Below are 12,565 nucleotides of genomic sequence, written 5' to 3'. Positions count from 1 at the left end.
TCCGGGCGCCAGAGGGGGACCGAGACGACCCCGGGCTCGATGAGGTCCAGGCCGTCGAAGTACGCCGTGATCTCGTCGACGGTTCGCAGGTTGTACGGGACGGCGCCGCTTTCGTTGTAGGCGTCCTGGGCCTGCTCGAAGACCGGATCGATGCCCCGCGAGCCGTCGTTGATGGAGAGGAAACTGCCGGACGGCAGCGCGTCCATCAGGCGGGTGACGATGGAACGCGCCTGGTCGTGGTCGGCGACGTGACCCAGGATGTTGCTCAGGACAAGGGCGGTGGGGCGGGTGAGGTCCAGCGTCTCGGCGGCGGCAGCCAGGATGCGCTCCGGGTCCAGCACGTCGGCGTCGACAAAGGCCGTCGCCCCCTCCGGGGTGGAGTGGAGCAGGTCGCGGGCGTGGGCCACCACCAGCGGGTCGTTGTCGACGTAGACGATCCTGGACTCCGGCGCGATGCGCTGGGCGACCTCATGGGTGTTCTCAGCGGTCGGCAGACCGGTTCCGACGTCCAGGAACTGCCGGATGCCCGCCTCGGCGACCAGGTACGTGATGTTGCGGCGCAGAAAGGCGCGGCTGCTGCGGGCGATGGTCACGATGCCGGGGAAGACGGCCGTGTACGCGTCGCCGGCCTCCTTGTCCACGGGGTAGTTGTCCTTGCCGCCCAGCCAGTAGTTCCAGATCCGCGCGGAGTGCGGCACCGAAGTGTCGATCTTCTGGTGCACGTCGGGTCCGGGCGGCGTCGCGTGGTCGGTCATGAGTGCAGCCCGTCTCTCGGCCGAGGCGTGGATGATTCAACGCACAACGTACGTCCCAACTGGCCTGGTGCGTAGACCAGTTCACGTATCCCACAGGTTCGAGCGGCGGCTTTCGTGGAGGGGCTGGGCAGGACGCGGATCACCCGGCCTTCTAGGCAAGGCCCCTGAGCATCCCGTGCCAGTACAGGGCCGGCAGGCCGTAGCGCTTGAGCAGCCACATGTCCCGGCGCTCCTTGGTGGTGTCGACCAAGGGGATGCTGGGTGCCGGGCGCAGGTCGTAGTCGAACTCGGCGAGCAGCATCCTGTCGCGTGCCGTCACCAACGGGCAGGAGGTGTAGCCGTCGTACCGGCGCAGGTCACGGGGCTCACCCTTGGGATCAGCCTCGATCTCGGCCAGCAGGTTGGAGACCACGACGGGGGCCTGCTTGCGGACGGCGGCGCCAGTCTTGGAGGTGGGCAGGTTCGCGACGTCACCCAGGGCGAACACATTGCGGTGGCGCGGGTGTTGGAGGGTGAACTTGTCGACCTCCACATAGCCGTACGGACTGGCGGGATCGGCGAGCGGGCTGCGCTTGACCCAGTCGGGGGCACTCTGCGGCGGGACGGCGTGGAGCAGATCGAACGCGAGCGTCTCCTCGTCGCCTGTGGAGTGATCGGTCACGGTAAGCCGACGGGCAGCGCCATCGACAGCGGTCATCTCCGAGTTCAGTCGCACCTCGATGCCGTAGCGCTCCGCGACCCGTTCCAGGGCCCGGCGCCAGACCGGTACGGCGAACATGGAGTCCGTAGGCAGGACGAGGACGACTCGGATACGGTCCAGAACGCCTTGCCTGCGCCAGCGGTCGGCCGCCAGGTAGGCGATCTTCTGCGGGGCGCCGCCGCACTTGACCGGGCCGGCGGGCTGGGTGAAGACCGCGGTGCCCGAGCGCAGGCCACGAATCAGTTCCCAGGTGTACGGGGCATGCTCGAAGGAGTAGTTGCTGGAGACAGCCCCGTGTCCGACGGCGGTGTCCAGGCCGGGGACCGCGTCCCAGTCCAGTTGGAGACCGGGGGCCAGCACCAGGTGGTCGTACCCGATGGGGCGGTGCTCGGTGGTGGTGACCGTCCGCGCCTCGGGGTCGACGGACGCGGCGGCCCCGCGGATCCAGCACACCCGCCTCGGCATCACGGAGGCTTCGCGGCGGCGGGTGATGTCCAGCGGGGCCTGACCGCCGCCGACCAGGGTCCACAGCGGCTGGTACCAGTGGGTGCTCGCCGGTTCGAGCACCGCGACGTCGGTGACGCCGGCTCGGCGTAGGCGGGCGGCGACGGTGATACCGGCGGTGCCGCCTCCGACGACCAGCACCCGGTGGTGCCTCCGAGCGGAACGGCGGGCGGAGGACATGGACGGCATGGACGGCATGAAGCGCTCCTCACGATCTCCACGCGATACCCCCGTAGGTATTTTCGAGAGTAGGCGATGCCCATCGGCAGGTCCAATACCGGACCGTCAAATTGCCTGGCAGGCAAGGCAGTTGGCGTCAGCCGTCGAAGCTGCGGCGGGAGGCTTCGATGTGGCCGAAGTACCGGTGGGTCCAGTCACACATTCCGTCCACCGTCGCCCGCAGGCCCTGCCCCGGCTCGGTGAGGGTGTACTCGACCCGCGGCGGCACGGTGGGGTGCACCTTCCGGTCGACCAGGCCGTTGCGCTCCAGCATGCGCAGATTCTGCGTGAGCATCTTGTGGCTGATGCCCTCGACCTCGTCCCTCAGTTCGCTGAAGCGCAGGGTGCGCTCACCAAGGGACTCGATGATCAGAAGTGCCCACTTGTTGGCGACGTCCGAGAAGATCTCCCGCGCCAAAGAGTCCGCGCGCGTCAAGTCCGCCTCGTCCGGCGAGTCGCTGAACTGCTTGGTCACCATAAGGTTCCCCAGTCACTGAAAAGTGCGTTCTTCCATGTCAGCGCTCACTCTCCTACGGTTTCCCAGTAACCACAAGAGACCACGGGAACCGTGGTCTGACGGAAACGAGCCCTCAGCGCAAGGGCTCCGAACTCTCACCAAGGAGTCAGCATGGCCATCACTCTGGTGAACCCCGAAGGACTGACGAAGGTCGACCTGTACCGGCAGGTGTCGGTCGCCACCGGGTCGAGGATGGTCTTCCTCGCCGGGCAGGTCGCCTGGGACGCCGACGGGGTCACGGTCGGCGAGGGTGACTTCGTCGCACAGGTCGAGCAGTGCTACCTCAACGTCGGCACGGCCCTGGCCGAGGTCGGTGCCTCCTTCGACAACGTGGTGAAACTGACCGTCTACCTCGTCGACTGGACCCCCGACAAGATGCCCCTGTTCGCGGAAGGGGTCGCACGCGCCGCCGCGAAGCTGGGGGTCACCCCGGCCGCACCGCTCACCGGGGTGGGCGTCGCCGCTCTGGCCGCGCCCGACCTCCTGGTCGAGGTCGAAGCCACCGCGATCATCGACTGAACAGGCGTCTCCGCCTGGAGCTTGTTCTCGACCTGTGGCTTGTTCTTGGCCGCGGGCCTCGAACCGCGTGCGCTGAAGGGGCGGGGCGGCCGGATTCGAACCGACGTCCTCCGAGATGATGTCGCGGCGCACTACCTCTGTGCTACGACCCCGCCTTGGTCATGATCGTAGGCCCCAACCGCCCGGGCCGGCCACCCTGTTTCGGCTCCACAGGCGGCAGGTCGCACGGGAGGCGGTGCGGGATACTGCCGCAATGTTCGGGATACGGGACCGTCGGCGCGAGGTCGCCGTCCGGTGTGTGGTGGCCATTGTCCTGACCCTGCTGACCGCTCTCACGGGCGTTGACCAGGCAACGGCAGCGGAGAGGGGGCCGCGCGACATCACACAGGACTATTTCTACGTACCGCTGCATTCTCAGGAGCCGTACACCTCCGATGTGCTCGGCCTTGAGTTCGCGTACGACGGGCCGCCACGGAGTGCCGAACTCACCGTGGACGCGGCGGGGATCGACGGCGTCGCGGTCATCGCGTCGGGGGCCGACGGCTGCAGGCCGAGGATGCCGTCCTTCACCTGTTCCAAGCAGCTGCACCCCGACTCCGACGGCTGGAACATGCAGGAGCTGAAGCTCCGCCCGGCAGCCGGGGCCCGTGCCGGGGACTCCGGCAGCCTGAGCTACACCCTCAAGCCGGAAGGCCTTCCCGCCGTCCGAGGCAGCCTGAAGGTGATCGCCGGACGGCCCGAACTGCGGGTGAACGAGAGTGACGCGCTCAAGACGACCGCTGCCGGTGAGACCTTCAGCGTGCCCATCGTCATCCGCAACACCGGCGATGTCCCTGCCCGCGGCGTCGTCCTGCTCATCGAAGGCACTGCAGCTCTGTCCGTGGCCACCCGGCACAGCAACTGCCGCTACGCCAAGGACGCCGACACCATCCAGTGCCTCCTTCCCGACGCCGTCATAGCTCCCGGCGGGACGATGCGGGTGAAGCCGGTGCTACGGGTCGAGCCGAGCCGTGCCGCACTTGCCGAGCGACTGTCCTACGGGGCGTGGTCCTTCCACTCCTCCGGACGACACCCGGGCCCGCCGTGCTGCGTGGACGACCCCGGCCCCGGCCTCACGCCGGGGCAGGGGACGCTCCTTTCCCTCACTCCGGACCCGACCGGCGGCAGAGGGACTACGTTCACCACCACCCCTGAGCCGACGGAGGTGAAGGTGCCGGTGCGGAACACCGCCGACATCGAGGCGATCGGCGCAGCGCTGCGCGGCAACGTCGGCACGACCCACCGCATCCGCGTCGGCTACCGCAACAACGGCCCCGCCGAGACGGGCGAGATCCGGACCGTGTTCATCGCACCGCCCGGCACCGAGGTGATCCGGGCGCCTTACGACCCCGAAGCCGAGGAGGAGATGGCCGACCAGGTCTGCCGGACGAAGAATCGCGGCCGCAGCTACACCTGCAGCCAGTACAGCAAGGTCGGCCAGAAGGTCTTCTACGAGTTCACCTTGCGCACCACCAGCGACGACACCCGTTCCGGCTGCGCGTCCGTCTCGGCCTGGACCGGCGAATCAGGGCCAGGCGGCACCCCGGTCAAGGACACCGAAGGCAGCAACGACACGGCACCCGTCGAGGTGGCCGAGAACGACACGGTCTCCTGCGCTCTGCCCGAGGAGGACGGCAGCGGCGGCGTTGGCGGCTGGGCCGTCGGCACCGGAATCGCGGCCCTCGCCGGCTCGGCATTGCTCGTCGCCGGACACCGACGCAGGAACGCGTCGCGATCGGGTCCGACACCAACGTCCTGGTGGCTGACGCGCTTTGAACGTGAGCGGTGACCGGACGGAGGAGCTGCACTCACCCTGGCTGCGCGGCCATGAGCTTGCGGGTGAACCTGTGCATGTGAGGGTCGAGAGTGTCCCCGGGTTCGGCGAGGACCTGTGACAGGGACAGCCACTTGATCGCCGAGAATTCATCCTCGTCGAAGGTGACGACGCTGCCGACCTCTGCCTCCAGGACGTACCAGAGCGACACATCGGTGTGCCGTCCCTGCCCGCGCGTTTGCGTGATGGTCAGGAAGAACGGCTCACCACCGGCGACCGCCGACGGCACGGCGTCGATGAACAGTTCCTCGCGACACTCACGCACCACCGTGTCCCACGGGTCCTCCATCGGCTCGACATGACCACCACTGGGAAGCCACAGACCGGCCTTCCGGTGGGCGACCAGCAGGAGTTCGCCTTGCTTCTCGTCCAGGACCACGAAGTAGCTGACGAGATGGACCGGCGGCACATCGGGCTTCCGTACCCGATAGAGCGGAGCTCCGCCGGCAACCCACTCCACAGCCTCGGCGAGATGAGCACGCTCCTGTTCGTCCCAGGGACGAACACCCTCCAGCAGACTCGTCAGCCGTGCACGAAGAAGCTGGTCACGTTCGTCTGAAGCACCGGTCGCATTCACTGAGTTCATGATGCCAAGAAGCGGTGGTGCCGAGGGGTGACATGGACCGCAAAGGGTTCTTCGCAAAGAGGTCTTTGCGAAGAACCCTTTGCGGTCTAGAATCACTCGGTATGACTGAACCGAGCGAGCAGCTCCAGAACTCGACTCCCCAGCCGGACGCGGTCGTTCTGGATGCCAAGGGGCTGCGTGCCCTCGCGCACCCGGTGCGGGTGCAGTTGGTGGGACTGCTGCGGAAGCACGGCCCGTCGACGGCCACCCGGCTCGCGGAGCGGCTGGGCGTCAATTCCGGGACGGCCAGCTACCACCTGCGCCAGCTCGGCGCGGCCGGTCTCGTCGAGGAGGACACCGAACGCGGCAACGCGCGGGAGCGCTGGTGGCGTTCGGTGCACCAGCGGACGTGGTTCAACGATCAGGAGCTGGTCGAGCGGGAGCCCGAGGCCACACTGGCCTACCTGCAGTCCGTCGCCGCCACCCACACCTCACGCACCCAGCAGGCACTCAACGAGCTTCAGACCATGCCTCGTGTCTGGCGGGACACCTTCGACATGAGCGACTGGCCACTGCGGATCACCCCCGAGGAGGCTTCCGCGCTCTACGAGGAGTTGCGAGCCGTCATGTCCCGCTATCGGCAGGACACACCGGGGGCGGCGGCACAGGCCCCCGAGGGCGCCGAACGGTTCTCCGTGATCACCCACCTCCTGCCCGAGCCCGACGCACCCGCCACGCCGACGGACACGAACGCAGGCACGAACGCGGGCACGGACACAGACGCAGGCACGGACGCGGACACGGAGAGGCCATGACGAAGAAGGCCTCCGGTACGGACGACTTAGCCGACGCGCGCACCTTACGTGCGCTGGGCGGGGTGCTCGCGGCGATGGCGGTGTCGCTGACGGGCACTCGGATCTCCGGCATCGCGCTGCCCTGGTTCGTGCTCGTCACGACCGGCAGCGCCACCCAGACCGGACTGGTCGCCTTCTGTGAGATGACCCCGTACGTGGTGGTCAAGGCGCTCACCGGGCCGGTGGTGGACCGGGTGGGCCCGCGCGTCGTCTCCTGGGTCACCGACCTGGCCAGTGCGACGGCCGCCGCTGTCGTTCCCCTCCTCCACGGCCTGAACCTGCTCTCCTTTCCCCTGCTGCTGGCCCTGGTCGCGCTGATCGGCGCGGCCCGTGGTCCGGGCGACCTGGCCAAGGAGGTCATGGTGCCGGAGGCGGCCGATCGCAGCCGGGTACCGCTGGAGCGGGCCGCGGGCCTGTCCGGCGTGATCGAGCGGCTCGCCTCCACGGTCGGCCCCGCGGCTGCAGGGTCCCTGGTGGCTCTGCTCGGCCCCTTGACGGGGCTTGTGGTCAACGCGGCCTGTTTCGCGGCCGGATCGGTGATCATCGCGGTGGCGCTGCCCCGGGACATGGGACGCGCAACCGCGGCACCCCGCTCGCCGGACGGAGGGCCGGAGCCGAGCTACTGGCGACGGTTCGGCGAGGGCTTCACCTTCCTGCGCGGCGACCCGCTGCTCCTCGCCCTCATCGTCATGGTCGGGATCACCAACCTGCTGGATGCGGCGTTCAGTGCGGTACTCGTTCCTGTCTGGGCCAGGGAATCCGGCAACGGGCCGACGGCGATCGGCCTGATGAGCGGCATGGCGGGAGTCGCGGCGATCGGCGGGAGCCTGCTGGCCACAGCGGTCGCGCACCGGCTGCGGCGGCGGGCGGTGTTCTTCACCGGGTTCCTGTTCGCCGGAGCACCGCGGTTTCTGGCCCTCGCCGCCGACGCGCCGATGGGCGTCGTGCTGGCCGTGTTCGCCGTGAGCGGGCTCGGCGCGGGCTTCCTCAACCCGATCATCGGTGCCGTCTTCTTCGAACGGGTGCCCCGCCCCGTACTGGGCCGGGTCAACGCGCTCGGCGATTCGCTGGCCTGGTCCGGCATCCCCATCGGCGGGCTCATCGCCGGGGCAGCGGTGGCCGCCGTCGGGCTCGTGCCGGTACTGGTCGCCTGCGGGGTCACGTACTTTCTCGCCACGAACCTGACCGGCTTGCGGCCGGAATGGCGGGAGATGGACCTCGGGCGTGGGCGCAGAGCCCCGAAGGAATCGTCCGAGGCACGCCCACTGGAGGTCAATCCGTAACTACGGGGTTACGCTTTCAGGCATGGACGACGTGGCCCACGCGATAGCGGATCCCGTACGCAGGGAGATCCTCGGCATGCTGCGTGGGGCCACGCTCACGGTGGGGGAGATTGCGCGGTGTTTCACCATCAGCCGGCCGGCGGTCAGTCGTCATCTGCGGGTGTTGCGGGAGTGCGGGCTGGTTCGGGACGAGTTGGTGGGGCGGCGGCGGATCTACAGGCTCGATGCGGCGCCCCTGGCGGAAGTCGCCGAGTGGGTCGCTCTGATTCGCGCGCCGGGCGGCTGGGATCAGCGGCTGGACGCCCTTGAGACGGAGGTTCGTCGCACTCGCCGTGAGAGGTCCATGCGTCGCACGGCAGCACATGGAGAACGTGGAGAACGTACGGAGGACACCGCATGAAACCAGTACCCAGCGGCCGGCTCATGCCCACCGCCGACGGCAACGACCTGATCCTCACCCGTACCTTCCGGGCGCCCATCGATGACGTCTGGGCGAGCGTCACCGAGTCGGAGCGCACGGCACGGTGGTTCGGTCCCTGGGAGGGGGACGCGGCGCCGGGTCGTACCATCCGGGTCCGGATGGCGTTCGAGGAGGGCGAGGCGTGGACCGAGGTGCGCATCGAAACGTGCGAGCCGCCGCGGCACCTCGCCGTCTCCACGTCCGACGAGGCGGGCGACTGGCGCATGGAACTGCGACTGTCCGAGTCGGCCGGGACGACGGAGCTCCAGTTCGTCCACCACCTCACGACCACGAAGGGGATCGGCGAGATCGGACCGGGCTGGGAGTACTACCTCGACATGCTCGTCGCCTCACGCGACGGCACTCCGGCGCCGAGCTTCGACGACTACTACCCCTCGCAGCAGGCCTACTTCGAGGCCCTGGCCGACTAGCAGTTCTTCATAGGTCAGTGCGATTCGCGGCTGACCTCCGAGCCGCTGGAGCCGATGAGGAAGTCCAGGTCGGCGCCGGTGTCGGCCTGCAGGACGTGGTCGACGTAGAGGCGCTCCCAGCCGCGCCGGGGGCTCGCGAAACCCGTGACGGTGGCCTTGGTGGGGGTCCTGCGGGCCAGTTCGTCGGCCGGTACGTCGAGGTCGATGCGGCGGGCCGGGACGTCGAGGCTGATGTGGTCCCCCGTACGGGCGAGGGCGAGCGGGCCGCCGGCCGCGGCCTCCGGGGCCACGTGCAGGACGACGGTGCCGTACGCCGTGCCGCTCATGCGGCCGTCGCAGACGCGGACCATGTCGCGGACGCCCTGTTCGAGGAGCTTCTTCGGCAGGGGCATGTTCGCGACCTCGGGCATGCCCGGGTATCCCTTGGGGCCGCAGCCGCGCAGCACGAGGACCGAGTCGGCGTCGACGTCGAGGTCGGGGTCGTCGATGCGGGCGTGGAAGTCCTCGATCGAGTCGAAGACGACCGCCCGGCCGCGATGGCGCAGCAGGTGGGCGGAGGCGGCGGCGGGTTTGATGAGCGCGCCGTCCGGGGCGAGGTTGCCGCGGAGCACGGCGATGCCGCCCTCGGCGACAAGCGGTTCGGCGCGGGTGCGGATGACCTCGCCGTCCCAGATCGGCGCGTCGTCGAGGTGGTTCACGAGCGGTTCGCCGGTGACCGTGAGGGCGTCCGGGTCGAGCAGGTCGCGGACCTCGCGCAGGACGGCGGCGAGGCCTCCGGCGCGGTGGAAGTCCTCCATGAGGAAGCGTCCGGCGGGCTGGAGGTCGACCAGGACCGGCACCCTGGAGCCGATGCGGTCGAAGTCGTCGAGGGACAGGTCGATCCCCAACCTCCCCGCGATCGCCAGGAGATGGACGACCGCGTTGGTCGAGCCGCCGATCGCGGCCAGCGCGACGATGGCGTTGTGGAAGGACGCCTTGGTCAGGAAGGTGCCCGGCCGCCGGTCGGCGGCGACCATGTCCACCGCCAGTCGGCCGGTGCCGTGCGCGGCCTCCAGCAGCCGGCTGTCGGGGGCGGGAGTGCCGGCCACACCGGGCACGACCGTGCCGAGTGCCTCGGCCACCAACGCCATGGTGGAGGCGGTTCCCATGGTGTTGCAGTGCCCGCGGCTGCGGATCATCGCCGACTCGGAGCGGGTGAACTGCTCCTGGGAGAGCGTGCCTGCCCTGACCTCCTCCGACAGCCGCCATACGTCCGTGCCGCATCCCAGCGGCGTACCGCGGAAGGTGCCGGTCAGCATGGGGCCGCCGGGCACGACGACGGCGGGCAGGTCCACCGAGGCGGCGGCCATCAGCAGCGACGGGATCGTCTTGTCGCAGCCTCCCAACAGGACGACGCCGTCGATGGGGTTGGCCCGCAGCATCTCCTCCGTGGCCATCGCCGCCATGTTGCGCCAGAGCATCGCCGTGGGCCGCACCTGTGTCTCGCCCAGCGACACCACGGGCAGGTCCAGCGGAATGCCGCCCGCCTCGTAGACGCCGTTGCGGACCGATGCCGCCACCTCGTTCAGATGCGCGTTGCAGGGGGTCAGGTCCGAGGCGGTGTTGGCGATGGCGATCTGGGGGCGGCCGTCGAAGGCGTCACCGGGCGCACCTCGGCGCATCCACGCCCGGTGGATGTAGGCGTTGCGGTCCTGGCCCGCGTACCACTGGGCGCTGCGGAGCGTCACCATTGAGCTCCTTCCAATAATCGACACAGGGGTCTAATCTTTGGAACGCCATGAAGCATACGCAGGCGTTCGAAGGATCGACAGACCTCGGCGCGGACGGCTCAACAGGCGCCGAGAGCAGCCGACTTGTGGGATCGGACCGGGTGCTCGCCGTCCTCAAGGAACTCGCCCGGTTTCCCGACGGGGTGGGTCTTGAGGAGCTGACACGGGTGATCGGCAGTCCCAAGCCGACCGTGCACCGGGCGCTCGGTGCCCTCCGCCGGGCCGGTCTGGCCGACCAGGACGTCCGCGGTCGCTATGTGCTCGGCGACGAGTTCCTCCGGATGGCCTTCGCCCACCACGAGGCCCGCCCCGAGCACGTACGTATCCGTCCGGCGTTGGAAGCACTGGCCCACCGGTTCGGCGAGACCTCGCACTACGCGGTCCTGGACGGCCGCGAGGTCGTCTACCGCGCCAAGGTCGACCCGCCCACCGGAGCCGTCCGGCTGACCTCGACGGTGGGTGGCCGTAATCCCGCGCACACCACCGCCGTCGGAAAGCTGCTGCTCGCCCAGCAGTTGGACACGCTCGACGACGTCGAGGCCTGGATCGGCTCGACGCCACTGGTGCCCCGCACTCCGCGGACCCTGTGCTCGGCCGCCGCCCTGCACCGCGAACTGCGGATCACGCGCGAGCGGGGCTACGGCGTCGACGACCAGGAGAACGAGACCGGTGTCAACTGTCTCTCCCTGCCGGTGTACGCGACCTCGCCGACCGCCCCCTCCGGCGCTCTGAGCATCAGCGCACTGGCGTACCGGACACCCCTGGAGACCCTGGTCGGCGCCCTCGACGAGATTCGTGCCGTACTCGGGCCTCTGGGAGAGCCGCACCGGTGACCGACCCACCACCGGGGTCGACTGTCCAAGCCGGGCCCGGTCATCCACCATCTCCCCCTCCTATGCCTCACCGCCCCACCATTGGAGACTGACCTCGTGTCCCTCATGCGTGCCTTCGTACTGACCGGGCCCGGGAAGTGTGCGGTCCAGGAGGTTCCGGTGCCGGTGGCCGTTCCCGGCGAGGTCGTCGTCGATGTCGAGCGGGTCGGTGTGTGCGGCACCGACGTGGAGTTCTTCACCGGCGCGATGGCCTACCTCCACCAGGGCCACTCCACCTACCCGACGCGGATCGGCCACGAGTGGGCCGGTCGCGTGGCCGCGGTCGGCGACGGCGTCGATCCCGCCTGGATCGGCAGGCGGGTCATGGGTGACACCATGCTGGGCTGCGGCCACTGCCGGCGTTGCCGTCGGGGTCATCAGCACGTGTGCGAGCAGCGGCAGGAGGTCGGCATACGCGGACAGCGGCCGGGCGCTCTGGCGGAGCAACTCGCGGTACCTGCCTCCTCGTTGCATGCTCTGCCCGACTCCGTCGGTCCCGTACTCGGCGCGCTGGTGGAGCCGGGCGGCAACGCCCTGCGCGCCGCACAGGCCGCCGAACTGCGGCCCGGTGACCGGGCGTTGGTGCTCGGTCCGGGGACCATAGGGCTGCTGGTCGCGATGTTCGCCCGCGCCGCCGGTGCGGAGGTGCATCTGATGGGCCGCACCGAAGAGTCGCTCTCCTTCGCCCGCACGCTGGGCTTCGCACACATTTGGACGGAGAACTCCGTCCCGGACCTGCCGTTCGACGCGGTGATCGACGCCTCCAACGCCGTCCATCTGCCCGGCTTGGCCCTGGAGTCGGTCGAGCCGGCCGGCCGCGTCGTGTACGTGGGACTGTCCGGTGAACCGAGCCGGATCGACACCCGCACCCTCGCCCTCAAGGACGTCACGGCGGTCGGCATCCTGTCCGCCTCCCCCGGCCTCGACGCCACCATCCGCGCCTACGCCGAGGGATCCGTCGACCCCGGCCCCCTCGTCGCCGCGACCGTCGGCCTGGATAAGGTCGGTGACGTCCTGGCCGGCGTCCGACCGACCCATGCCGGGCCCGGTCCCAAGATCCACGTAGATCCCCGACCGACCTGAGCAGAAGCCGGTCCGCGGTGAACGCGGAATCGGGCACGGACACGGACACGGACACGGACACGGACACAGTCACGATCACGGACCACGGTGGCGCGGAGCGTCCGTAGAGGCTTCGAGGCATGTGTGCGCCCTCCGCGCCGGTGGGAGGGAGCACTCGACCG

13 protein-coding genes are annotated in these 12,565 nt (G+C 69.4%); 8 read left to right on the top strand and 5 right to left on the bottom strand.

The features are described 5' to 3' along the window. The 3 genes from AOK17_RS31715 to AOK17_RS31705 all read right to left on the bottom strand — a co-directional run. Window positions 1-755, bottom strand: a 755-nt coding sequence (locus tag AOK17_RS31715; protein WP_055616015.1) for an SAM-dependent methyltransferase, incomplete at its 3' end; no start/stop codon positions are given. Window positions 756-906: 151 nt separating this feature from the next. Further along, window positions 907-2,157, bottom strand: a complete 1,251-nt coding sequence (locus tag AOK17_RS31710; RefSeq protein WP_079053386.1) for an NAD(P)/FAD-dependent oxidoreductase — start codon at window positions 2,155-2,157, stop codon at window positions 907-909. A gap of 118 nt (window positions 2,158-2,275) precedes the next feature. Beyond that, window positions 2,276-2,656: a winged helix-turn-helix transcriptional regulator gene (locus AOK17_RS31705; RefSeq protein ID WP_055616014.1), complete on the bottom strand. Its 381-nt coding sequence runs from the start codon at window positions 2,654-2,656 to the stop codon at window positions 2,276-2,278. Between the two features lie 150 nt (window positions 2,657-2,806). On the opposite strand from AOK17_RS31705, the gene AOK17_RS31700 reads away from it, so the two are divergent. Continuing rightward, window positions 2,807-3,214 (top strand): RidA family protein, encoded by a 408-nt coding sequence (locus AOK17_RS31700; protein WP_055616013.1) that lies wholly within the window; start codon window positions 2,807-2,809, stop codon window positions 3,212-3,214. A gap of 253 nt (window positions 3,215-3,467) precedes the next feature. After that, complete coding sequence (locus AOK17_RS31690; RefSeq protein WP_055616012.1) at window positions 3,468-5,042, top strand: hypothetical protein; 1,575 nt, start codon at window positions 3,468-3,470, stop codon at window positions 5,040-5,042. A gap of 19 nt (window positions 5,043-5,061) precedes the next feature. Here AOK17_RS31690 and AOK17_RS31685 read toward each other — a convergent pair whose 3' ends face one another. Further along, window positions 5,062-5,673, bottom strand: a complete 612-nt coding sequence (locus AOK17_RS31685) for an NUDIX hydrolase (protein WP_055616011.1) — start codon at window positions 5,671-5,673, stop codon at window positions 5,062-5,064. A gap of 101 nt (window positions 5,674-5,774) precedes the next feature. Here AOK17_RS31685 and AOK17_RS31680 point away from each other — a divergent pair, with 101 nt between their 5' ends. From AOK17_RS31680 to AOK17_RS31665, 4 genes are read left to right on the top strand one after another with little or no spacing between them, the layout of a single operon-like run. After that, a complete protein-coding gene (locus tag AOK17_RS31680; RefSeq protein ID WP_055616010.1) occupies window positions 5,775-6,467 on the top strand; it encodes an ArsR/SmtB family transcription factor in 693 nt (230 codons plus the stop codon). Next, complete coding sequence (locus AOK17_RS31675; protein WP_055616009.1) at window positions 6,464-7,789, top strand: MFS transporter; 1,326 nt, start codon at window positions 6,464-6,466, stop codon at window positions 7,787-7,789. The genes AOK17_RS31680 and AOK17_RS31675 overlap by 4 nt, the downstream gene beginning before the upstream one ends. 22 nt (window positions 7,790-7,811) lie before the next feature. Next, window positions 7,812-8,189: a metalloregulator ArsR/SmtB family transcription factor gene (locus AOK17_RS31670; RefSeq protein ID WP_055616008.1), complete on the top strand. Its 378-nt coding sequence runs from the start codon at window positions 7,812-7,814 to the stop codon at window positions 8,187-8,189. Next, entirely contained in the window at window positions 8,186-8,680 is a 495-nt protein-coding gene (locus AOK17_RS31665; protein WP_055616007.1) for an SRPBCC family protein, read from the top strand. Before AOK17_RS31670 ends, AOK17_RS31665 begins: the two co-directional genes overlap by 4 nt. Window positions 8,681-8,694: 14 nt before the next feature. On the opposite strand, the gene AOK17_RS31660 is transcribed toward AOK17_RS31665, so the two are convergent. Beyond that, complete coding sequence (locus AOK17_RS31660; protein WP_206190866.1) at window positions 8,695-10,410, bottom strand: dihydroxy-acid dehydratase; 1,716 nt, start codon at window positions 10,408-10,410, stop codon at window positions 8,695-8,697. A gap of 47 nt (window positions 10,411-10,457) precedes the next feature. Here AOK17_RS31660 and AOK17_RS31655 point away from each other — a divergent pair, with 47 nt between their 5' ends. Both AOK17_RS31655 and AOK17_RS31650 read left to right on the top strand, forming a co-directional pair. Next, window positions 10,458-11,282 carry an IclR family transcriptional regulator gene (locus AOK17_RS31655; RefSeq protein WP_055616006.1) on the top strand — a complete coding sequence of 275 codons (825 nt, stop codon included), beginning with the start codon at window positions 10,458-10,460 and terminating at the stop codon, window positions 11,280-11,282. Between the two features lie 105 nt (window positions 11,283-11,387). Further along, complete coding sequence (locus AOK17_RS31650) at window positions 11,388-12,404, top strand: zinc-dependent alcohol dehydrogenase (RefSeq protein WP_206190867.1); 1,017 nt, start codon at window positions 11,388-11,390, stop codon at window positions 12,402-12,404. Window positions 12,405-12,565: the final 161 nt, after the last annotated feature.

It is taken from the genome of Streptomyces phaeochromogenes, from assembly GCF_001418655.1.
Lineage (GTDB): Bacteria > Actinomycetota > Actinomycetes > Streptomycetales > Streptomycetaceae > Streptomyces > Streptomyces phaeochromogenes.
Note: the sequence above shows the minus strand (reverse complement) of the source record. Positions and strands in the feature narration are given on the sequence as shown.